Source organism: Archangium minus, from assembly GCF_044360475.1.
Classification (GTDB): Bacteria; Myxococcota; Myxococcia; order Myxococcales; family Myxococcaceae; genus Archangium; species Archangium minus.
The window spans coordinates 12,637,701-12,658,442 of sequence record NZ_CP043494.1; the positions used below are offsets into that span (position 1 = coordinate 12,637,701).

Sequence of the window (20,742 nt, forward strand, 5' to 3'; positions counted from 1 at the left end):
AAACGCGAAAAGGGAGGGAACACCACATGACGAAGACGAAGCTTCTGCTGGCGGGTCTCCTCACGGGAGCGGTGGCGTTCGGGACCGCGTGCAAGACGGATAAGGGCGCTGCGAACACCGGCACCGGCACCGGCACGGATACGACCACCATGACCCCGGATGCCGGCACCGGCGGCACGGGTCTGGACGACCCGAACAGCGTGCCGCAGGACACCCAGCCGCTGCCCCCGGAGGGCACGCGTGAGATGGAGCCCGGCGTTCACGAGGGCACGACGCCCACGACGCCCATGGAGCCCGGCACCGGCGGCACCGGCCTCGAGCCAGAGCCCATGGACCGCACCAACAGCCTCGGCGGCGAGACGAGTGACGAGCCGCTCAACCCGGGCGCTCCGGCCAACCAGCCCTCGCCGGAAAGCGACATGACGGACACCGACGAGGACAACAAGTCCCTGCGCTAGTCCGCGTCACCCCGGCCTCTCCGGAACGACACCCCAAGAAAGACATCGGCCCACGGGCGTCTCGCTCGTGGGCCGATGCGTTTCCCTCTCACGAAGGGCTCACGGCCCCGCGGGCGCCGCGACACCCCCATGCACCGGCTGCGCGGCCTCCAACTCCGCCGCTCGACGCTTCTCCACCAGGGTCTTCAGCCGCTTCAGGGCCTCCTGGAAGTAGATGTCCGCCAGGCTGTCCATCGTCCACACGAAGTAGCCCCCGATGACCGGGCGCAACAGGCCCTCGTTCATCCAGGTCACCTTCGTCCCGCCGCCCTCCTGCGTCCACGTGAGCGTGGTGAGGTGCCCGTCGACCTTCTGGCCCGCCTCGTCCAGTTCCTCAATCCAGACACCCGAGCTCACGTCGCTCCGGGTGATGAGCATCTTCCCGTGCCTGAGCGTCGGGCCGTTCCACGACCACCACGCGCCCACGCCCGCGGTCTTCGGGCTGTATTCGTGCTTCGCCTCGGGGTCTATCTCGTCCCACACGGCCCACAACCGCCAGGCCTTGAAGTCATCCACGAACGGATGGATGTGCTCGGGCGGAGCGTTGATGACCACCGAGCGCTCCACGTGCCACTGCCTCGGCAGGAAGAGCCCCACCACGACCAAGACGCCCACCAGCGCCACGAGCACGAGGCCCATGCGCATCAGAACACGCTTCATGCCCACTCCTGAGAATGCTGTTTCCAGAGGTCTCGCGCCTCGTCCACACCTACCGCACGGAAGCGCACGGAGGCCCCCGGCCGACGCGCCGCCAGGCTCCCCCAGTCCGCACGAATGACCACCGCCAGCACCGGGTAGCCCCCCAGCGTGGGATGGTCCGGCCCGAGCACGATGGCCTCTCCCGAGGACGGCACCTGGATGGCGCCGCGCACCATGGGCCCGGACAGCCCTGAGCCCTCGTCGGCCTGGGGCAACGTCGGCCCGCGCAGCCGCATGCCCATCCGGTCACTCGTGGGCGACACCGTGAAGGTGCTCTCCAACAACAGCTCCATCGCATCCGCGCCGAAGCGCCCCAGGTCCGGGCCCAGCACCACACGCACCTCGGCGTCCAGTGACAGCGCCACGCCTGCCTCTACCCGCGTACCGCCTCCGGTCCCAAGCGGCAGCAGATCTCCACGCTTCAACGCTCGGCCCTCGAATCCACCCAACCGCGCCACCGGCAGCGTGCCCCGCCCGCCGAGCAGCTCGGGCACGTCGAGCCCTCCCTCCACGGCCACGTAGCGCACCACCCCCTGCTCCGGCGCTGGAACGGAGAAGTGCCCCCCGGCCTCCACCCGGAAGGACTGCCCATCCACTGACACCCAGGCGTCCCGCCCACTCAGCCCCAGCTCCAACCGCCCGTAACACTCGAGCGCCGCCGCGTTCCACGCATTGCCCACCGCGCGGTTGGCCGCAGCCAGCCACTCCGGCACCAGCGCACCTCCGGGGGGCACGCCATGGTGCATGCTTCCTGCGCGGCCCCCGTCCTGCACCAGCACCGGCCCGCCCACCTCGAGCACCTCCAACCTCGCGTCCATTCAGTCCACCCGCTCGAAGAGCACCCGGGTCCCGAGCCCCAGCACCGCGCCGGAGTCGGGACGGAAGGCGGTGAAATCCACAGCGGTGGCGATGAGGTTCCACCCACCCGGAGAAGCGACCGGATAGATGCCCGTGCGGCGTCCGGCGATCCCCACCGAGAGCGCCGGCACACGCGGCCTCGGCGTGGACAGCCGGGGCACGGCGATGCGCGAATCCACCTCGCCCAAATAGGCGAAGCCGGGAAGGAAGCCCACGGTGCGCACCGTGTACTCGCGCGAGGCGTGCAGCAGCGCCACGTCGTCCTCCGCGAGCCCCACGCGCTCGGCTACCCGAGGCAGGTCCGGCCCGTCGTAGCGCACGCGCACAACGACGAACGGTGGCTCCGTCAAAGGCGTCGACGCCACGACCAACCGGCCCAACACGCGCCGGGGATCCTCCGGAGGCGCCGCCGGGTCGAAGTACACGCAGGCGTGCTCCTCGCCCACCACCACGTCCACCACGCCGGGCTCGGCCTTCAGGGACTCCAGGACCCCGCGCCGCTCCAACCGCTCCGGCAGCACGAGCCGTAGCGCGCCCTCACCCAGGGGCTCGGTGCGCAGCGACAGCACATCCAGCACCGCGCGGACCTCTCGCGCCAGCTCCACCGCGCCCGGCGAGTCCCCGTGCACGCACAGCGTGTCCACCGTCCCGCCCAGGGCCAGCCGCAGCGCATTCTCCCGCGCCACCGACGGGTCCGTCAGCACCGCGCCCGGCTGCCCTCGCGGAATGAGCGAGCCATCCGGCCGCGTGCCCCGGTCCGCGAAGCCCTCACGCGCGTAGGCCAGCCCCATCGCTCGAGCCGCCTCACGCAGCGCCCCCGAGCCTGGGCCAATGAAGGTGATGCCCGTGCCCAGCGACTCCACGACACCGTCCACCACCGCCCGAGCGAGCGCGGGCTCGCGGTTGGCCGCGTGGTAGAGCGCGCCGTGAGGCTTGGCGTAACGCACGGGCACGCCCACGTCGGTGGCCAGCGTCATCAACCGAGCGCACTGAGCGGCGACCTGGCCGCGCAGCACCTCCGGGGCCACCTGCACCTCCTGGCGTCCGAAGTTCGCCCGGTCCTCGAAGGAGGGGTGAGCCCCGGCCCGCGTCCCGTGGCGCGCGCACGCCTCGAGCGCTCGGAGCATGGAGTGCTCGTCACCCGCGTGTCCGCCACAGGCGATGTTCGCCACCTGCGCGTACGTGTAGAGCCGCTCGTCCTCGTCTGGCAGCTCGCCCAGGTCGATGTTGAGGAGACACTCCGCCATGAGATGACCACCCTAGTCGACTGGCCCCCAGCACGCAGCCCGGTGGAATGAAAGCATACCCGGGGTGAATGCCAGAGCGAGCCCCCTGGTGTCCGTCGGGACTCGAATAAATCCCGGCACTCCCCGTCAGAAGCAGTGTTAGCGACAACCGACCTTCGATACCCCAGAGGATGAACACCATGAACCGCTTCTCTTCCGCCTTCATCGCCACCGTCCTTCTCTCCGCCGGCGCGGCCCATGCACAGTGGGGCCGGCCCCACGAGCAGGCGCAGAACCGCCAGGAAGTTCGCCAGGACAAGCGCGAGCTCCGCGACGACAGGCGCGATGTGGCTGAGCTGGAGGACACGCTGGCGCGCTTTGACCGGGCGTGGTCGCGGCAGGACGAGCGTGAGATGTCCATGGCGGAAGCGAAGCTGCGCGAGCTGCTGCGGCAGGAGTTCGCGGAGAGCCGGAGCGAGCTGAGGGACGACAAGCGCGAGGTGCGGCGCAGCAGCCACGAGGAGCGCCGGGGTGGCTGGGGCCGTCCGGGGATGGACGACCGCCGCGACCGGCGTGACGACCAGCGGGATGCGCACGTCGAGGCGGCCACGTTGAGAACGCGGGCGGCCATCGCCCGGGAGCTGCACTATGTGATGGGCAGCCGCGACCACTGGGACCTGCAGCGCCAGCGCAACCTCATCGTGCAGCTCATCCAGGTGGCCCGGGACGAGGTGCGGCAAACGAAGCAGGAGCTGCGCGAGGACCGTCGCGAGCAGCGCGAGGACCGTCGCGACCACCGTCGCCGCTACTAGGACCCAGGCTCGAATAAACCCAACCGACCTTCGATACCCCAGAGGATGAACACCATGAACCGCTTCTCTTCCGCCTTCATCGCCACCGTCCTTCTCTCCGCTGGCGCGGCCAACGCGCAGTGGGGCAGGCCGTCCGAGCAGGCGCAGAACCGCCAGGAGGTCCGTCAGGACAAGGGCGAGCTCCGCGACGACAAGCGTGATGTGGCCGAGCTGGAGGACACGCTGACGCGCTTCGACCGGGCGTGGTCGCGGAAGGACGAGCGCGAGATGTCCATGGTGGAAGCGAAGCTGCGCGAGCTGCTGCGGCAGGAGTTCGCGGAGAGCCGGGGCGAGCTGAGGGACGACAAGCGCGAGGTGCGGCGCAGCAGCAACGAGGAGCGCCGGGGCGACTGGGGTCGTCCGGGGATGGACGACCGCCGCGACCGGCGCGATGACCAGCGGGACGCGGCCGTCGAGGCGGCCACGTTGAAGACGCGGGCGGCCATCGCCCGGGAGCTGCACCAGGTCATGGGCAGCCGCAACTCGTGGGACCTGCAGCGCCAGCGCAACCTCATCGCGCAGCTCGTGCAGGTGGCCCGGGATGAGGTGCGGCAGACGAAGCAGGAGCTGCACGAGGACCGTCACGAGAAGCGTGAGGACCGTCGCGACAACCGTCGCCGCAACTAGAAGCGCGGCCCGCCCCTGGGACTACATCGGGGGCAGGGACTTACGGACGCTCTCGCGCGACTCCATGCGAGCGACCCAGGCCTTCACGTGGGGGAAGGCCTCGAGGTCCACGCCCATGGGCGCGCGCATGTGCAGCTGGGAGACGAGGGAGAAGTCCGCGAGGGTGAGCTTGCCGCAGAGGAACTCCTTGCCGGCGAGCACCTTCTCCAACACGCCGAGATCACGGCGGACCTTCTCCAGGCCGGCGGCGTACTTCGCCTCGTCCTTCGTGCGGCCCATCATCTTCGCGTAGATCGTCTCGAACATCACCTCACTGGTGGAAGGAGCGAAGGTGGTGGCGTGCCACTGCAGCCACTGCTGGACCTGAGCCATGCCCTTGGGATCGGCGGGCAGCAGTCCGCTCTCGGGCTTCTTCGCGGCCAGGTAACAGAGGATGGCGTTGGACTCCCAGAGAAAGAAGCCGTCGTCCTCGAGCGTGGGCACCTTGCCGTTGGGGTTCTTGGCGAGGAACTCGGGAGACTTCTGCTCGCCCTTCATCATGTCGAGGGTGACGAGGGTGACGGGCAGGCCGAGCTCGTGGATGACTGCGCGGACCTTGAACGCGGCCGTGGAGAACGGGTGCTCGTAGAGCTTCATGGTGTACCTCGGGGTAGGGGGGGTTGAAACGGCGGCGCAAGATAGGCCAGGACCCCGTCATGTCCCTAGCGAGATAGCGGACACCCGCGGGCTCGCACAGCAGCCGGGCGGACACTGCGCGGCTTGCGCCCTCGACGTACCGGATGGATTCCCCGAGCGGACCTGTATTCTGTGCCCCTGCCCATGTCTTCCAAGCCCTCGCTCCTCCAGGTCCTCAAAAGTCCTCGCGTCTGGCTGCTCATCACGCTCGGATTCTCCTCGGGTCTGCCCCTGCTCCTCGTGGGTGGGACGCTCACCATCTGGATGAAGAACGAGGGGCTCAACATCAAGACCATCACCGCCTTCGGGCTGGTGGGCCTGCCCTACTCGCTCAAGTTCATCTGGGCCCCGCTGATGGACCGCTTCGCCTTGCCCTTCCTGGGCCGGCGCCGCGGATGGTTGCTCGTGTCGCAGCTGGGCCTCATGGCCGCCATCGCCGCCATGGCCTTCGTGGACCCCAAGCAGTCCCCGCTCACCATGGCCGGCATCGCCACGCTCGTGGCCTTCCTCGCCGCCAGTCAGGACGTCGTCTCCGATGCCTGGCGCACGGACATCCTCTCCGCCAGCGAGCGCGGCTTCGGCGTCGCCACCTTCGTCACCGGCTACCGCCTGGGCATCCTCGCCGCGAGCCCCCTGGCCCTCACCTTCTCGGACTCCTTCGGATGGAAGCGCACGTACCTCATCATGGCCTCGCTCATGCTCGTGGGCATGGTGGCCACCCTGCTCGCCCCCGAGCCCGAGGGCCGCGCTCCGCGCAACCTGCGCGACGCCGTGGTCAACCCCTTCGTCGACTACTTCCGCCGCCAGGGCGCCGTCGCCGTCCTCCTCTTCCTCGTGCTCTACAAGCTGGGCGAGGCCTTCGCCGGTCCTCCCATCGTCGGCCCCTTCTTCGTCGAGCTGGGCTTCACCAACACGGAGATCGGGTGGATCAGCAAGGTGCCCTCGCTCATCGCCTCCATCGCCGGTGGGCTCATCGGCGGCGCGCTGATGGTGTCGCTGGGCATGCGCCGCAGCCTCTACGTCTTCGGCGCGCTCCAGGCGCTCACCAACCTGACCTACCTGGTGCTCTCCATGGTGGGGAAGAACTACTGGGTGCTCGCCACGGCCATCTCCGTGGACAACCTGTGCGGCGGCATGGCCACCACCGCCATGGGCGCCTACACCATGGCGCTGTGCAACAAGCGCTTCAGCGCCACCCAGTTCGCCCTGCTCTCCGCGCTCTCCAACCTGGGCGGGCGCTTCCTGTCCTCCGGCGCGGGCTTCTTCATCGAGCGCTTCGGCTGGCCCGCCTACTTCTGCTTCACCGTGGCGCTCGCCGCTCCCGCGCTCGTGCTGCTCGCCTTCCTGCGTCCGGAAGCCGGTATTGCCCCCGTGGAAGAGGAGCCTGCACCCGTACCCGCTCCTACTTCAGCCGCTCCCGCGCCCACCCCCGCCGCGACGCCCTGAGCGTCAAGGGGTTCCCCGCACGGCTCCGGTCTGCCAAGGTTCCGGGTCGCTTCCCAACCCGGAGCACCCATGCGACGACTCGGTCCGCCGAGCCTTCTTTGCGCCGCGTTCCTCCTGAGCGCGTGCAAATCCCACCCGACCGAAACCCCGCCGACTCCCGCTCCAGCGCCCGAGTCCGCGGTGGCTTCCACTCCGGGCTACATCCGCTTCACGGGCCTCAGCCTCTCCCTCCTCGAGCCCGTGCCGCCCGAGCGCTGCCGGTGGGTGCGGCTGGGGCTCGAGGGAACCCGCGCGGAGCTCTTCACCTTCGACGGTGCGTGCGAGCGCGCGGAGCTCGCGTGGAGCCATGATGGAGGCAAGGGCGCCGTCCTGCTCTCGCCCCACGCCGAGGCGCCCGAGCGCGCGTGGGTCGTGGACTTCGCCTCCGGTCAGGGCATCGAGCTCGCGCTGCCCCGCCCTGGGAACACCACGGACCTGGGCTTCAACGCCGAGGGCCACCCCATCGCCCTCGTGTCCCCCGGCATGCCCCAGGAGCCCACGCAGCCCGCCGTGGCCCGCGCCTTCCTCCATGATGGCGAAGGCTGGCGGCTCCTCGAGTCCAAGGAGACGGCCTACGAGGGCGAGGGCGCCGGCAGTCACGCGCTCGACGCGACTCGGACGCTCGGCCCCATCACCACGCTCCTGGGCCCGGACGCCCTGCCCGTGACACGCGAGGTGGAGCGCGGCAGCGTGGACCTGGCCGCGCTCGGCAACGCCGTCCCCACTAAGCGCTCCGGCGACAACGGCGAGTGGGGTGTCACGCCCACCGCGAGCGGCCCGCTCTTCTCCTGGAAGATGTACGCCGAGGTGCCCACCTCCTGCATGCCCCTGCGCTGGTACGAGGGCACGAAGCTCGCTGAGCCCGAGCGCCTCGCGTTGTCCGCCGACGCCTGCTTCCAGCTCTACCTGCGCGATGAGGTCCTGCTCGTCTCCAGCGATGAGTCCGCGCGCGTCTACGATTTGAAGCAGCGCAAGCGCCTGGCTTCGGCCGACAAAGCGCTCAAGACGCGCTTCTGGCCCAGCCCGCGGCCCACGCCGACCACCCAGGCGTCTCCTTGACTGCCTGCTCTCCAGCCTGACATCGGACCTAGGTTGCCGCCGAGCGGTCGCGCCATGACCGTTATTGCTCGGAGGTATTCCATCATGGCGAACAAGGACACACGTCCCCCACCGCAGCCCGCCGAGGACATGTTCGGACGCCCCACGGATGTGAGGCACGAAAAGGAAGAACCCGAGGGCCAGCCCACGCGCGAGCAGCAGGGCTCGCATCAGCGTCCCGACGACGAGAACGACGAGGCGTTCCGCAAACAGTGCGACGCGTTCCACAAGCACTGCGAGCACGATGCCCAGGAGGAAGTCGCCTACGGCGGCGTCGGAGCGATTCCCGATGGCGACGGCGTGCGCAGCGACCTCGGCACCAATCCGCTCCCGGAGAGCTATTGGGCGGCCTACCCCGACAAGCGGCCAGATGGGACCTGAGGCGCTACTTCTTCTTCGGAGTCGCGAGCCGCTCGAGAGCAGCGGCGAAGCTCTTGCGCTCGGGGTTGAGCGGCGCGTTCAACTGGCGCTGCTCGCGCACGGAGGAGGTGGGGGACTCCAGAGGGCCTTCGAGGGCCTCCTTGTCGAGCTGGTCCTGGCCACTGCCCACGCGGCGCAGGGGTTGCGTGCCGTAGATGCGACGGTTGGGGTCTCTCCCTGCCATGGGACTCCTCCGGATGCCGGGTGGAGGGAGAGCATAGGCCGAGCGACACGGGCATGCACGTGACCCTGGTCAGACATCAGGCCGGAGTGTGCGCGGGAGACGCCGGGGCGGGGCTCCGACGCGCGGCCGCATCCTGCTCGCGCATCGCCGCCAGGGAGAGCCGGATGCCCTCCGCGTAGGGCGTCTTCTTCACCTCACCCAAGAGGTTCCGCAGCGCCGAGTCATCCACGATCAACGGCTCGGTGAGCAGGTAGTGCATCTCGAACAGCTCGCGCAGGAAGGAGTCGAACAGGCCCAGCATGCGCAGCATGGGGCGGTTGGCCACCATCAGCTTCGGACGCCGGCCGACCTCGGCGAAGATGCGCTCGGCCATCTCCCGCTGCGTGGTGACGCCCGCGCCGCCAAGGTTCCAGGTCCGCCCGTAGGCTCGAGGCTCGTCCATGAGCGCCGTCACCACCGGCCCCACGTCCGGCACGAAGACGAACTCGTGGGGCCTGTCGATGGGCCCGATGAGCTGGGCGCGCTTGCCATCGAGCGCCGCGCGGAAGGCGCCGTGGAGGAAGCTGCGCTCCACGTTCGGCCCGTAGAAGTCCGGCAGCCGGAGGATGGTGGTCTGGATGGCGCCCGACGCACCCGCCTCGAGCAACAGGTCCTCCTGCTGCTTGCGCATCTTCCCCTTGAAGGTGTGGGGCTCGCGCGGATGGTCCTCCGTCACCCGCTCCGCCTGCGGGCGGCCGAATGAGTACAGCGTTCCAATCTGCACCAGACGCTTCACGCCCTCCGCGATGGCCCCCTCCAGCGTGCGGCGCGTCAGCACGGGGTGCATGCGGAACTCCGTGTAGGGCAGGCCCACCAGGTAGATGAGGGTGTGGACGCCCCGCGCCGCCGCGCGCACGGAGGCCGGATCCTCCGGGTTCCACGTCACCAGCTCCGCCTTGGGGTCCGAGCCGAACTCCCTCTTCAGCGACGACATCGAGCGGCCCACCACCCGGTACTCCCGCCCCTGGGCCCTCAGCGCCTGCACCACGCTCTGACCGATGACACCCGACGCGCCAAACAACGCCACCTTGCCTTGCTCGCTCATCTTCCGCTCCTCGTCCCGAACACCGGGAACTTTATGAACACCGTTCAGTGAACGCCGTTCATTTAATGATTGCCGCTCTGCGTGTCAAGACCTACTCTGCGCGTATGGGGAGTGCTGAGAGGAAGGAGCGGCAGCGGGCGGAGCTGCGCGAGAAGATCCTGAGCGCGGCGCGAGACATCGTGGTGCGCGAGGGCTTCGGCGCGCTGTCCATGAGGAAGATCGCGGACGCCATCGAGTACGCGCCGGCGACGCTCTACCTGCACTTCGAGAGCCGAGAGGACATCGCGCGGGAGCTGAGCGTGCGAGGGTTCCAGCAGCTGCTCGAGTACTTCGCGCCCACGGCCCGCATCGAGGAGCCGCTGGAGCGGTTGAACGCGCTCGCCCAGGCCTATGTGCGCTTCGGCCTGGAGCACCCGGAGACGTACCGGCTCGTCTTCATGGAGGACCCGAAGCTCAACAGCGCGCTGTTCGGCGAGGGCCATGAAGACCTGGGCATGCGGGCCTTCGAGCAACTGGTGCGCCCGTTCGAGGAGCTCAAGGCCCGAGGCAAGCTCGCGAAGGACGCCGACTCAAGACAGCTCTCCGAAGTGGTATGGGCCGGGGTGCACGGCATCGTGAGCTTGAAGCTCGCATGCTCGGGGTTCCAGGGCACGCCCGCGGAGCCGCTCACCACCACGCTGATCTCCACACTCGTCCACGGACTGCCGGGAATGACGGGGGCTTGAGCGCGGCGGAACCGCTCTCGGGTTTGGAGGAAAAGCTCGTCCGCGAGGCAGGCGGGCACACACTTGCGCTCGGGAGATTTACGAGCGATCACCCCGGCATCGGGTACCCTGCTGGGGGAACCCCCGCCACCTCGCATGTCCTCCTCGTCGACAGCTCCGCTCGCTCCCGAGTCGGCCCTGCTCCGCGTCGCGCCTCCTCCCGAGGAGTCTCCGCTGCGTCGCGCCGAGCTGCGCCTCAAGCAGCTCCTCGCGGAGATCGACGCGCTCGACACGGAGCTCGACTCGCTCAGCCTCGCGCTGGAGCGCTTCGCCCGCGCCTATGAGGACGCCCTCGCCGCCCCTTCCGAGGAGGTGAGCCGCTCCGAGCGGCTCCTGCGCCGGCTCCGCAACCTCCAGGACGCCGCCTCCGCCCTCACCCGCCGCCTCGAGCAGCCCGTCCTCCCTCCGTCGTCCGATCCCACCTCGCCGCAGAAGTCCGAGCGCACCTCGCAGCCTCCCATCTCCGAGCGCCGGGCCCACGCCACCGAGGACAGGGAGGACCCCTTCGACGACGAGGACGCGGACGACTTCGCGGACGACGAGCCCTCCGAGGATGAGGAGCCCTCCGAAGAGGAACTCCTCGCCGAGCGCGAGGACGAGGCCGTGGCCCTCAAGCGGCTCCACCGTCGGCTGGCGCGCCTGCTCCACCCGGACCTCGCGCAGTCGGACGAGGAGCGCACGCGGCTCGATGCCCTCATGGCCCGCGTCAACGTGGCCTACGAGGCGGGCGATCGCACCACGCTGGAGCTCATCGCCGCCAAGGTGGGCGCGGGCGACACCGCCGCGGACTCGCTCACGGATGACGAGCGCCTCGCACACCTCGAGCGCCGCATCCGCATCCTCACCACCGCCGCGAACTCCCTGCGCCAGCAACGCGAGAGCCTGCGCTCCACCGCCACCGCCCGCCTCTACGAGGAGGCCCGCCGCCGCGAGGCCGAGGGCCGTGACTACCTCGCCGAGACGCGCGCGGAGATGGAGGAGGAGCTGCACGGACTCGCCCAGGACGCGCGCGCCCGCATGCGCCAGCTCGAGCGCGCCGCGCGCACTCTCACTTCTCTGAGGAACAAGCGCATGTCCACGCTCGCCGAGAGCGGCAAGGGCCGCAAACTCCGCGCCTTCGATCCCGTGCTGGAGAGCCCCCTGGTGCGCCAGGGCGTGCTCCGCCTCGAGCGCCAACGCGCCACGCCCGCCGCGCGCGAGCTCGCCCGCCGCCTCGAGGACACCGTCACCCAGGAGCCCTGGCAGGTCGCCCTCACCCTCATGGCCTTCTTCGCCGAGGCCGCCGGCCGCCCACCTCCGGGGCTCGACTCCAGCGAGGCCTGGGCCGAGCGCTACGAGCTGCTGCGCGAGCTCGACATGCCGGAGGCGCCCTCCTTCGATCAGGCCCTCACCCGGCTGCCGCGCCACCTGGAGCTCGGCATGCGCGTCATGAAGAAGGAGGTCCGCTTCGGCCTCCAACTGCGCGACGCCGAGCTGCTCGCCGCCGTGCCGCTGGCGCTCCAACGTGAGGACGTGGCCGAGCGGGGCCGCTCCGTGCTCGCCGTCATTGGCCCCCAGGAGCAGTGCAAGCGCTGCGGCGAGGAGGTGCTGCTCCAGCACCTGCTGCGCACCCGCGGGCTCGACGAGCTCAACGGGATGCTGTGCCCGCTGTGCGCCCACGTGCAGAAGAGCTACTGGCTCTACAGCCGCTCCGAGGGCCAGGAGGCCCTGCTGCCCCACGCGCTGCGGCTGCGCACCGTGGTCGAGCAGGGCCTGCGGCTCGCGGGCACCACCGTGGGCTTCCAGTTCCTCCCCGAGGAGCGCGAGGCCCTCACCGCCGCCCAGCTCCTCCAGCGCTTCGTGGACCTGTACCTCCAGCCCTACGGCGTGGAGCTGAACCCCGCGCACCTGCGGCTCGTCCAGGCCGGCAAGACGCTCGAGCCCGAAGTGCTCATCGGCAGGGGCGCCATCAAGCTGGTGCTGGACCCCGAGGCCGGCACGTCCGACAAGGAAGTCCTCGAGCTGCTGCGCTCGCGCATCGAGCGGCGCTTCCGTCCCGACGCAGCCCGGTGAAGCCGGACGAAAGGTTTCGCCTCCGGCTTCTCGCCCTCGCGAGTTGACACTTGCCGGATGAAGTCCGTGGTTTGACTGGGAACATTCCCTTTCGAGGATGCGCGCTCCTTTCCACGGGAGTCGCTCGTTCATGACCTGGAATCGTCCCCCCTGGACCTGGCTGCTCGCCAGCGCCCTCACCCTCATCGGCTGCACCTCCTCGCCGTCGGGCTCCACTCCGGATGCGTCCACACCCGATGCCAGCACGGGCGACGAGTGGGATGGCCATTACGTCCCGCTCGAGGAGAACGGCGACACGTGGCCGGACACGGGCCCCTTCGCCTCCTGCACCTTCACCGCCAACGCCGGAGACCCCTGCCCTGACGGCTTCAGCCTCTTCGACCTGTCGGCTTGCAACCGCGAGTCACTCGCGAACGCGAACACCGACGGGCTGTTCATGCTGACCACCCGCACGGACTGGAGCACCCCTTACTTCGCGGCCACCGTCATCCGGCTCGGGAGCGATGGCGGCACCCAGTACATCAACAACCAACCCATCACCCAGCAGGCGAGCGATGGGAACGCCCGCCTCTATGCCGCCGAGAGCACCGCCTCCAACGGCCGCGTACGCCGCGAGCTGCTCGCCACCTGCGAGGCCCCCCAGGCTCCCGATTTCACCGGCTGCTCCGCCTCCTGCAACAACGGGAAGGTCTTCATGCTGAGCACCTTCAAGTCTCAGCGGACGGCGTGGCGCGCCGGTGAAGCCGAGGCCTCGGGGCTGGAGCTCGTCTCCGAGAACCTCGTGGACATCGGCCGCCCGGTGGACATCTACGTCACCAAGGGCCACGCCTACGTGGTGTCCATCTCCGCCCCCTACCTGGGAAAGGCCGCCGGAGGACTCACCGTCTTCGACGTGAGCAACAAGTCCGCCCCCGTGAAGGTCAAAACCCTCCAGTTGGAGAACGACAACTATTGGAACGGCGTCTGGGCCAGGGGAGACGCGCTCTATGTCGCCAGCGCCGACCGAGGCGTGCTCGTCTTCGACATCCGCAACCCGGCCGACCCTCAACTGGTGCGCAACCTGCCCGGCGACAATACCGACGTCCATACCGTCTTCGTCGACGGCAACCGCCTCTACGCCGCCGACCTCGAGAAGGGCATCCTCCTCTTCGACATCTCCAACCCCCTCCAGCCCCTCGAGCTCAACCGCTACGCGCCCGACGGCGCCATACCGCACGACATGTTCGCCCTCGGCGACCGGCTCTACGCCAGCCTCTCTGACTCGGGCTTCTTCGTGGCCGACGTGAGCAACCCGAGCGACATCCGCACGCTCGGCAACTTCACCTACCCCCGCCAGTTCGCCCACCACAACGCGGTGGGCACTTTCGCGGGCCGCACCATCGCCTTCGAGGGCGGCGAGGGCCCGGGCGCGCACCTGCGCGTGCTCGACATCACCGACCCCGCCCACATCGTCAAGATTGGCGAGTTCCAGCTCCGCCCCGAATACTCCATCCACAACCTGTTGCTGGTGGGCAAGAAGCTCTACATCGCCTGGTACCAGGAAGGCGTGCGTGTGCTGGATGTCTCCAACCCCACGCGGCCCACCCAGGTGGCTCACTACAACACCTACCGCGAGTCCGAAGCGGACATCGGCGACTACTTCGCCGGGGCCTTCGGTATCCGCGTCCCGGGTGATGGCTTCATCTACGCGGTGGATGCCTGGCGCGGGCTCCTCATCCTGCGTGAGCAGTGAGCCACAGGGCTCGGCCCTCGCGATTTGACACTTGCCTGATGAAGCTCCCGGTTTGCGCCGGGAGCGTTTCTTCCGAACGATGCGCGCGCCTTCCCTCTGGAGCCACTCGTTCATGATCCGGAATCTCTCTCTCGGAGCCGGCCTGCTCGCCAGTGCCCTCACCTTCATGGGATGCACCTCGTCACCGTCGGGAGCCACGTCCCCGGACGCATCCACGCCCGATGCCAGTACCAGCGCGGAGTGGGATGGCAGCTCCGTCCCGCTCGAGGAGAACGGCAACACGTGGACGGACACGGGCCCCTTCGCCGCCTGCACTCTCACCGCCAACATCGGAGACGCCTGCGGAGATGACTTCAGCCTCTTCGATCTGTCGGCCTGCAACCGCGAGTCGCTCGCGAACGCGAATACCGATGGTCTGTTCATACTGACCACCCGCTCACCCGAGAGCCCTCCCTACTTCTCCGCCATCGCCACCCGGCTCAGGAACGACGGCGGCCCCCAGTACATCGAAGGCCTCCCCATCATCGAGCAGGCGAGCGATGGAAACGCCCGCCTCTACGCCGCCGAGAGAGTCCTCCCGAGAGGCACTGTCTTTCGCCTGATGATCGCCACGTGCGAGGCGCCCCAGGCTCCTGATTTCACGGGCTGCTACGCCAACTGCGTCAATGGGAAGGTCTCCGCACTGAGCACCTTCAAGTCCCAGCGGTCGACAACGTGGCGCACCGGTGAAGCCGAGGCCTCGGGGCTAGAGCTCGTCTCCGAGAACCCCGTGGGCATCGGCCTCCCGGTGGACGTCTACGTCACCAAGGGACATGCCTACGTGGTGTCCATGACCGTCCCCGACATACCGGCAGGTGGCCTCACCGTCTTCGACGTGAGCGATAAGTCCGCGCCCAGGAAGGTGAAAACCCTCCAGTTGGAGAACGACAACGCCTGGAACGGCGTCTGGGCCAAGGGAGACGCGCTCTATGTCGCCAGCGCCGACAGGGGCGTGCTTGTCTTCGACATCCGCAACCCGGCCGACCCTCAACTGGTGCGCAACCTGCCCGGCAGCAAGAGCAACGTCCACACCGTCTTCGTCGACGGCGATCGCCTCTACGCCGCCGATCTCGGGCAGGGCATCCTCCTCTTCGACCTCACCAACCCCCTCGAGCCCCTCGAGCTCAACCGGTACGCACCCAACGGGGCCCTACCACACGACATGTTCGCCATCGGCGACCGGCTCTATGCCAGCTTCTCCGACTCGGGCTTCATCGTGGCGGATGTGAGCAACCCGAGCGACATCCGCACGCTCGGCAACTTCACCTACCCCAACCAGTGGGCCCACCACAACGCGGTGGGCACCTTCGCGGGCCGCACCATCGCCTTCGAGGGCGGCGAGGGCCCGGGCGAGCACCTGCGCGTGCTCGACATCACCGACCCCGCCCACATCGTCAAGATTGGCGAGTTCCAGCTCCGCCCTGAAATCTCCATCCACAACATGGTGCTGGTGGGCAAGAAGCTCTACATCGCCTGGTACCAGGAGGGCGTGCGCGTGCTGGACGTTTCCAACCCCACGAAGCCCACCCAGGTGGCCCACTACAACACCTACCGCGAGTCCGAAGCAGACACGGGCCTCTACTTCGCCGGGGTCTACGGCATCCGCGTCCCCGGCGACGGCTTCATCTACGCGGTGGACACCTGGCGCGGACTCCTCATCCTGCGCGAGCAGTGAGCCACGAGCGCCTCCAGGTGTAGCTGGAGGGGAGATTTTGCCTTCAGCTACACCGCCTCACGACTTGACACTTGCCAGATGGAGTCCCCGGTTTGCGCCGAGCGCGGCCCCTTCGAACGATGCGTGCCCCTCTCCTCGGGAGCCGCTCGTTCATGACCTGGAATCGCATCCCCTGCGCCTGGCTGCTCGCCAGCGCCCTCACCGTCATCGGCTGCACCTCCTCGCCGACAGAGCCTGACGCCTCCACACCCGATGCCAGCACCGGTGAGGAGTGGGATGGCAGCTACGTCCCGCTCGAGGAGACGGGCAACAACTGGCCGGACACAGGCCCCTTCGCCTCCTGCACCTTCACCCTTCCCAGCGGAGCCCCCTGCCCCGACGACTTCAGCATCTTCGACCTCTCGGCCTGCAACCGCGAGTCACTCGCGAATGCGAGCACCGAGGGCATGTTCATGCTGACCACCCGCACGAACCGGAGCACTCCCACTTTCAGCGCCAACACGCTCCGCCTCAGCAGTGACGGCGGCACCCAGTACTTCGGCAACAAACCCATCCTCGAGCAGGCGAGCAATGGAAACGCCCGTCTCTACGCCGTCGAGAGCAACTTCGTCGATGGCACCCCACGCCGCACGATGCTCGCCACGTGCGAGGCACCCCAAGCGCCCGAGTTCACCGGCTGCTACGCCACCTGCCTCAGAGGGAAGGTCTCCCAGCTGAGCACCTTCAAATCCCAGCGGATGGCGTGGCGCGCCGGAGAGTCCGAGGCCTCGGGGCTGGAGCTCGTCTCCGAGAACTTCGTGGACATCGGCAGCGCGGCGGACGTCTACGTCACCAAGGGCCACGCCTACGTGGTGTCCATCTCCGAAACCGACAACGTCAGTGGGAAGGTGGTGGGTGGCGGCCTCACCGTCTTCGACGTGAGCGACAAGGCCGCTCCCGTGAAGGTCAAAACCATCCGGTTGGAGACGGACAACTTCTGGAATGGCGTCTGGGCCAAGGGAGACGCGCTCTATGTCGCCAGCGCGGCCAGGGGCGTGCTTGTCTTCGACATCCGCAACCCGGCCGAGCCGCAGCTGGTGCTCAACCTGCCTGGCGGCAACGAGAACGTCCACACGGTCTTTGTCGACGGCAACCGCCTCTATGCCTCAGCCCCCGAGGCTGTCATCCTCTTCGACCTCACCGACCCGCTCCATCCCATCGAAATCAACCGCTACGCGAACAACGGTTCTTTGCCTCACGACATGTTCGCCAGCGGTGACCGGCTCTACGTCAGCACCTATGACCAGGGCTTCCTCGTGGCGAACGTGAGCAACCCGAACGACATCCGCACACTCGGCCAGTACACCTACCCCTCCAGGTTCTCCCACCACAACGCGGTGGGCACCTTCGCGGGCCGCACCATCGCCTTCGAGGGCGGCGAGGGCCCGGGCGAGCACCTGCGCGTGCTCGACATCACCGACCCCGCCCACATCGTGAAGATTGGCGAGTTCAAGCTTCGCCCCGAATACTCCATCCACAACCTGGTGCTGGTGGGCAAGAAGCTCTACATCGCCTGGTACCAGGAGGGCGTGCGCGTGTTGGATGTCTCCAACCCCACCAAGCCCACCCAGGTGGCCCACTACAACACCTACCGCGAGACCGAAGCGTACACCGGCGACTACTTCGCCGGGACCTACGCCATCCGCGTCCCCGGCGACGGGTTCATCTACGCGGCGGACTCCTTGCGCGGGCTTCTCATCCTGCGCGAGAAGTGAGCCACGCGCGCCTTATAAGACAGAGGGGAGAGTTCGCCTCTGGCTTCACGTCCTCGTGAGTTGACACTTGCCAGATGGAGTTCCCGGTTGCGTTGGGCGCGCATCTCTCCGAACGATGCGCGCTCTTTTCACGGGAGTCGCTCGTTCATGACCTGGCATCGCATCCCCTGGGCTTATCTGCTCGCCAGCGCCCTCACCTTCACTGCGTGCACCTCGTCTCCGTCTAACCCCCCGGAGAACCCGGACGCCTCCACCCTCGATGCCGGCACTGGCTACGAATGGGATGGCAGCTACGTCCCGCTCGAAGAGAAGGGCAATACGTGGCCAGACGCGGGCCCCTTCGCCTCCTGCACCTTCACCGCCAACCGCCAGGACCCCTGCCCCGACGACTTCAACCTCTTCGACCTGTCGGCCTGTAACCGCGAGTCGCTGGCGAACGCGAACACCGACGGGCTGTTCATGCTGACCCTCCGCTCGAACCGGAGCACCCCCTCCTACTCAGCCACCTCCATCCGGCTCAGGAGCGACGGCGGCACCCAGTACATCTCCGACAGCCCCATCACCCAGCAGGCGAGCGATGGAAACGCCCGCTTCTACGCCTCCGAGAGAATCAGGGGGGATGGCGTCAAGAGCCGCACGATGATCGCCACGTGCGAGGCGCCCCAGGCCCCCGAGTTCACCGGCTGCTATGCCACCTGTAGCAATGGGAAGGTCTCCTTGCTGTACACCTTCAAGTCCCAGCGGACGACGACCTGGCGCGCCGGTGAAGCCGAGGCCTCGGGGTTGGAGCTCGTCTCCGAGAACCCCGTCGACATTGGCTTCCCGGCGGACGTCTACGTCACCAAGGGCCACGCTTACGTGGTGTCCAGTCATCTCCCCGAGATCGAAAAGGGAAATGGCGGCCTCACCGTCTTCGACGTGAGCAACAAGTCCGCCCCCAAGAAGGTGAAGACGATCCAAAGGGAGAATGATGTTTTGTGGAACGGGGTGTGGGCCAAGGGGGACGCGCTCTATGTCGCCAGTGCCGCCAAGGGCGTGCTCGTCTTCGACATCTCCAACCCGGCCGACCCGCAGCTGGTACGCGACCTGCCTGGCGGCAACATCAACGTCCACACCGTCTTCGTCGACGGCAACCGCCTCTACGCCGCCGCGTCCGACGTGTTGGCCGTCATCATCTTCGACCTCACCGACCCCCTCCACCCCACTGAGATCAACCGCTACGCGTACAACGGCGCCTCGCCTCACGACATGTTCGCCATCGGTGACCGGCTCTACGTCAGCACTTATGACCAGGGCTTCCTCATCGCGGACCTGAGCAACCCGAACGACATCCGCACGCTCGGCCAGTTCACCTATCCCTTCCAGCTCGCCCACCACAACGCGGTGGGCACCTTCGGGGGCCGCACCATCGCCTTCGAGGGCGGCGAGGGCCCGGGCGAGCACCTGCGCGTGCTCGACATCACCGACCCCGCTCGCATCGTGAAGATTGGCGAGTTCCAGCTCCGCCCCGAAATCTCCATCCACAACATGGTGCTGGTGGGCAAGAAGCTCTACATCGCCTGGTACCAGGAGGGGGTGCGAGTGCTGGACGTCTCCAACCCCACGAAGCCCACCCAGGTGGCTTACTACAACAGCTTCCGCGACTCCGAAGCGGACACGGGCCGCTACTTCGCCGGGGTCCTCGGCATCCGCGTCCCCGGCGATGGCTTTGTCTACGCCGTGGACTCCTGGCGCGGGCTCCTCATCCTGCGCGAGCAGTGAGCCACGAAGGCCTCAGCCCTGCTGACGGCCCTCGATGGCGCACAGGAGGACCGCCGTCGCGATGCCCAGGCGGCGGTCCAGCCGGCCGGACGTATCCGCGGAGAAGTCCAGGGAGATCTTCTGGATGAAGGGGTTGAAGTGCTGCCGGAAGGTAAAGACTGGCGCACCGCCCACTGCGCCCTGGAAGGTCTGCGGCACCAGGTTGGTGAGGAAGCGCCGCACGATGGCCAGCACCATGCTGTCCTCCTGGATGGTGCCCACCTCCTGGTCGTTCACATCCAGGATGAGCCACTCGTCACGCAGGATGGACTTGAGGCCCTTGCGTCGCAGCGCGCCCACCTTCTGGCCCGTCTGGGAATCCGTGACGTCGTACGTGGCGCTGATGTCGAGGATGTTGCGCGCCTGAATGGAGAGCACCTGCTGCTGCATGTCCTCGCCGGTGAAGACGCGCAGGTCCTCCTTCAGCTTGAAGGCCTTCATCTTCGAGTAGAAGAGGACGTTGCCCGCCTCGTCGTAGATGTGGAAGGCGCCGCCGAAGAGCTTGAAGAACTGGCGGCGGATCATGTAGCGGCGCTGGCCGAAGCGGCCAGCGGCCAGGTCACTGTTCGGGCGCGGCTGGAGTGCGGACGTCACGGGAGTCCCCCCGGTTGAGAAGCGTGGAACGCCCCTATAGCGCATCGCGCCATCACTTCCGCAAGGGGTTAGAGGTCCGACGCGGGCATGAAGAGCACCCGGCCCCCGGAGCGGCGCTGATACGCGGAGGCCTCCCGACACGACATGGGCGGAGGCTGGCGGTCCGGAGGCGTTCCGTCGAGCCAGACACGGCAGAGGCCCGGCGGCGGCAGGCGGTCGGGTGGAACGCCATCGAAGTTGACGTGCCCGTAGTCGGTCGCCGCCACCTCGCCCGTCTGGAACGAGCGCGGTGAGCTCGCCTTGATCACCAGCCCGCCATGGGCCCGCGCCGTCCGGTGGGCGTGCCCGCATGTCATGGACGCGGGCTGCCTGTCGGGAGGGAGATTCCGGTACCAGATGCGGCACAGGCCCTGCTGAGGAACGCGATCCGGCGGGACATGGAAGTTCGAGTGGGAAGGCGGCTCAGGCGGATGCGGCTCTTCCGGCGGAGGCCGTGGCCGCGGGGGTGGCCGGGACGAGGGTGGACGTGGATGAGGATGCCGCTCCTCCCGCATCACGGGCCCAGGGTGGGAACCCACTGCGAGGGTACAGCCAGAACCCGTCAACAACAGACCAACGAGAAGCGTGT

At 68.2% G+C, this 20,742-nt stretch carries 20 protein-coding genes; 12 read left to right on the forward strand and 8 right to left on the reverse strand.

The window, feature by feature from the left end; genetic code table 11:
* The first annotated feature begins 26 nt into the window (after nt 1–26).
* A complete protein-coding gene (locus F0U60_RS52060; RefSeq protein ID WP_395811984.1) occupies nt 27–458 on the forward strand; it encodes a hypothetical protein in 432 nt (143 codons plus the stop codon).
* A 99-nt stretch (nt 459–557) separates the two neighbouring features.
* On the opposite strand, the gene F0U60_RS52065 is transcribed toward F0U60_RS52060, so the two are convergent.
* Genes F0U60_RS52065 through F0U60_RS52075 form a run of 3 tightly spaced genes read right to left on the reverse strand, consistent with a single transcriptional unit; the run spans nt 558 to nt 3,301 of the window.
* On the reverse strand, nt 558–1,157 hold the full coding sequence (locus tag F0U60_RS52065; RefSeq protein WP_395811985.1) for an SRPBCC family protein: 600 nt from the start codon (nt 1,155–1,157) through the stop codon (nt 558–560).
* Nucleotides 1,154–2,014, reverse strand: coding sequence for a biotin-dependent carboxyltransferase family protein (locus tag F0U60_RS52070; protein WP_395811986.1), 861 nt, complete (start codon nt 2,012–2,014; stop codon nt 1,154–1,156). The genes F0U60_RS52065 and F0U60_RS52070 overlap by 4 nt, the downstream gene beginning before the upstream one ends.
* Nucleotides 2,015–3,301, reverse strand: a complete 1,287-nt coding sequence (locus F0U60_RS52075; RefSeq protein ID WP_395811987.1) for a LamB/YcsF family protein — start codon at nt 3,299–3,301, stop codon at nt 2,015–2,017. It lies immediately after the preceding gene.
* Between the two features lie 179 nt (nt 3,302–3,480).
* Between F0U60_RS52075 and F0U60_RS52080 the strand changes: the two genes are divergently transcribed.
* Both F0U60_RS52080 and F0U60_RS52085 read left to right on the forward strand, forming a co-directional pair.
* Entirely contained in the window at nt 3,481–4,092 is a 612-nt protein-coding gene (locus F0U60_RS52080; protein WP_395811988.1) for a hypothetical protein, read from the forward strand.
* A 54-nt stretch (nt 4,093–4,146) separates the two neighbouring features.
* Complete coding sequence (locus F0U60_RS52085; protein ID WP_395811989.1) at nt 4,147–4,758, forward strand: hypothetical protein; 612 nt, start codon at nt 4,147–4,149, stop codon at nt 4,756–4,758.
* 21 nt (nt 4,759–4,779) lie between these two features.
* On the opposite strand, the gene F0U60_RS52090 is transcribed toward F0U60_RS52085, so the two are convergent.
* A complete protein-coding gene (locus tag F0U60_RS52090; protein WP_395811990.1) occupies nt 4,780–5,394 on the reverse strand; it encodes a glutathione S-transferase family protein in 615 nt (204 codons plus the stop codon).
* 183 nt (nt 5,395–5,577) lie between these two features.
* On the opposite strand from F0U60_RS52090, the gene F0U60_RS52095 reads away from it, so the two are divergent.
* From F0U60_RS52095 to F0U60_RS52105, 3 genes are all read left to right on the forward strand, one after another.
* Nucleotides 5,578–6,879 (forward strand): AmpG family muropeptide MFS transporter, encoded by a 1,302-nt coding sequence (locus tag F0U60_RS52095; RefSeq protein ID WP_395811991.1) that lies wholly within the window; start codon nt 5,578–5,580, stop codon nt 6,877–6,879.
* A gap of 69 nt (nt 6,880–6,948) precedes the next feature.
* Nucleotides 6,949–7,977: a hypothetical protein gene (locus tag F0U60_RS52100; RefSeq protein WP_395811992.1), complete on the forward strand. Its 1,029-nt coding sequence runs from the start codon at nt 6,949–6,951 to the stop codon at nt 7,975–7,977.
* 84 nt (nt 7,978–8,061) lie between these two features.
* On the forward strand, nt 8,062–8,397 hold the full coding sequence (locus tag F0U60_RS52105) for a hypothetical protein (protein ID WP_395811993.1): 336 nt from the start codon (nt 8,062–8,064) through the stop codon (nt 8,395–8,397).
* 4 nt (nt 8,398–8,401) lie between these two features.
* On the opposite strand, the gene F0U60_RS52110 is transcribed toward F0U60_RS52105, so the two are convergent.
* Nucleotides 8,402–8,620: a hypothetical protein gene (locus tag F0U60_RS52110; RefSeq protein ID WP_395811994.1), complete on the reverse strand. Its 219-nt coding sequence runs from the start codon at nt 8,618–8,620 to the stop codon at nt 8,402–8,404.
* Between the two features lie 76 nt (nt 8,621–8,696).
* Nucleotides 8,697–9,704 carry an NAD-dependent epimerase/dehydratase family protein gene (locus tag F0U60_RS52115; protein WP_395811995.1) on the reverse strand — a complete coding sequence of 336 codons (1,008 nt, stop codon included), beginning with the start codon at nt 9,702–9,704 and terminating at the stop codon, nt 8,697–8,699.
* 104 nt (nt 9,705–9,808) lie between these two features.
* Between F0U60_RS52115 and F0U60_RS52120 the strand changes: the two genes are divergently transcribed.
* From F0U60_RS52120 to F0U60_RS52145, 6 genes are all read left to right on the forward strand, one after another.
* Nucleotides 9,809–10,429, forward strand: a complete 621-nt coding sequence (locus F0U60_RS52120) for a TetR/AcrR family transcriptional regulator (protein ID WP_395811996.1) — start codon at nt 9,809–9,811, stop codon at nt 10,427–10,429.
* A gap of 135 nt (nt 10,430–10,564) precedes the next feature.
* Entirely contained in the window at nt 10,565–12,520 is a 1,956-nt protein-coding gene (locus tag F0U60_RS52125) for a molecular chaperone DnaJ (RefSeq protein ID WP_395811997.1), read from the forward strand.
* A gap of 130 nt (nt 12,521–12,650) precedes the next feature.
* Complete coding sequence (locus F0U60_RS52130; RefSeq protein WP_395811998.1) at nt 12,651–14,252, forward strand: LVIVD repeat-containing protein; 1,602 nt, start codon at nt 12,651–12,653, stop codon at nt 14,250–14,252.
* Nucleotides 14,253–14,364: 112 nt separating this feature from the next.
* Nucleotides 14,365–15,966 carry an LVIVD repeat-containing protein gene (locus F0U60_RS52135; protein WP_395811999.1) on the forward strand — a complete coding sequence of 534 codons (1,602 nt, stop codon included), beginning with the start codon at nt 14,365–14,367 and terminating at the stop codon, nt 15,964–15,966.
* 152 nt (nt 15,967–16,118) lie between these two features.
* Nucleotides 16,119–17,720 carry an LVIVD repeat-containing protein gene (locus tag F0U60_RS52140; RefSeq protein ID WP_395812000.1) on the forward strand — a complete coding sequence of 534 codons (1,602 nt, stop codon included), beginning with the start codon at nt 16,119–16,121 and terminating at the stop codon, nt 17,718–17,720.
* A 147-nt stretch (nt 17,721–17,867) separates the two neighbouring features.
* Entirely contained in the window at nt 17,868–19,481 is a 1,614-nt protein-coding gene (locus tag F0U60_RS52145; protein ID WP_395812001.1) for an LVIVD repeat-containing protein, read from the forward strand.
* A 12-nt stretch (nt 19,482–19,493) separates the two neighbouring features.
* On the opposite strand, the gene F0U60_RS52150 is transcribed toward F0U60_RS52145, so the two are convergent.
* Complete coding sequence (locus F0U60_RS52150; protein WP_395812002.1) at nt 19,494–20,114, reverse strand: hypothetical protein; 621 nt, start codon at nt 20,112–20,114, stop codon at nt 19,494–19,496.
* 68 nt (nt 20,115–20,182) lie between these two features.
* Nucleotides 20,183–20,470 (reverse strand): hypothetical protein, encoded by a 288-nt coding sequence (locus F0U60_RS52155; RefSeq protein WP_395812003.1) that lies wholly within the window; start codon nt 20,468–20,470, stop codon nt 20,183–20,185.
* Nucleotides 20,471–20,742 lie beyond the last annotated feature (272 nt).

Bases quoted from the DNA above. Each gene is read 5' to 3' on its own strand.
- F0U60_RS52060 (WP_395811984.1), top strand. From the start codon at position 27: ATGACGAAGACGAAGCTTCTGCTGGCGGGTCTCCTCACGGGAGCGGTG.
- F0U60_RS52065 (WP_395811985.1), bottom strand. From the start codon at position 1,157: ATGAAGCGTGTTCTGATGCGCATGGGCCTCGTGCTCGTGGCGCTGGTG.
- F0U60_RS52070 (WP_395811986.1), bottom strand. From the start codon at position 2,014: ATGGACGCGAGGTTGGAGGTGCTCGAGGTGGGCGGGCCGGTGCTGGTG.
- F0U60_RS52075 (WP_395811987.1), bottom strand. From the start codon at position 3,301: ATGGCGGAGTGTCTCCTCAACATCGACCTGGGCGAGCTGCCAGACGAG.
- F0U60_RS52080 (WP_395811988.1), top strand. From the start codon at position 3,481: ATGAACCGCTTCTCTTCCGCCTTCATCGCCACCGTCCTTCTCTCCGCC.
- F0U60_RS52085 (WP_395811989.1), top strand. From the start codon at position 4,147: ATGAACCGCTTCTCTTCCGCCTTCATCGCCACCGTCCTTCTCTCCGCT.
- F0U60_RS52090 (WP_395811990.1), bottom strand. From the start codon at position 5,394: ATGAAGCTCTACGAGCACCCGTTCTCCACGGCCGCGTTCAAGGTCCGC.
- F0U60_RS52095 (WP_395811991.1), top strand. From the start codon at position 5,578: ATGTCTTCCAAGCCCTCGCTCCTCCAGGTCCTCAAAAGTCCTCGCGTC.
- F0U60_RS52100 (WP_395811992.1), top strand. From the start codon at position 6,949: ATGCGACGACTCGGTCCGCCGAGCCTTCTTTGCGCCGCGTTCCTCCTG.
- F0U60_RS52105 (WP_395811993.1), top strand. From the start codon at position 8,062: ATGGCGAACAAGGACACACGTCCCCCACCGCAGCCCGCCGAGGACATG.
- F0U60_RS52110 (WP_395811994.1), bottom strand. From the start codon at position 8,620: ATGGCAGGGAGAGACCCCAACCGTCGCATCTACGGCACGCAACCCCTG.
- F0U60_RS52115 (WP_395811995.1), bottom strand. From the start codon at position 9,704: ATGAGCGAGCAAGGCAAGGTGGCGTTGTTTGGCGCGTCGGGTGTCATC.
- F0U60_RS52120 (WP_395811996.1), top strand. From the start codon at position 9,809: ATGGGGAGTGCTGAGAGGAAGGAGCGGCAGCGGGCGGAGCTGCGCGAG.
- F0U60_RS52125 (WP_395811997.1), top strand. From the start codon at position 10,565: ATGTCCTCCTCGTCGACAGCTCCGCTCGCTCCCGAGTCGGCCCTGCTC.
- F0U60_RS52130 (WP_395811998.1), top strand. From the start codon at position 12,651: ATGACCTGGAATCGTCCCCCCTGGACCTGGCTGCTCGCCAGCGCCCTC.
- F0U60_RS52135 (WP_395811999.1), top strand. From the start codon at position 14,365: ATGATCCGGAATCTCTCTCTCGGAGCCGGCCTGCTCGCCAGTGCCCTC.
- F0U60_RS52140 (WP_395812000.1), top strand. From the start codon at position 16,119: ATGACCTGGAATCGCATCCCCTGCGCCTGGCTGCTCGCCAGCGCCCTC.
- F0U60_RS52145 (WP_395812001.1), top strand. From the start codon at position 17,868: ATGACCTGGCATCGCATCCCCTGGGCTTATCTGCTCGCCAGCGCCCTC.
- F0U60_RS52155 (WP_395812003.1), bottom strand. From the start codon at position 20,470: ATGACATGCGGGCACGCCCACCGGACGGCGCGGGCCCATGGCGGGCTG.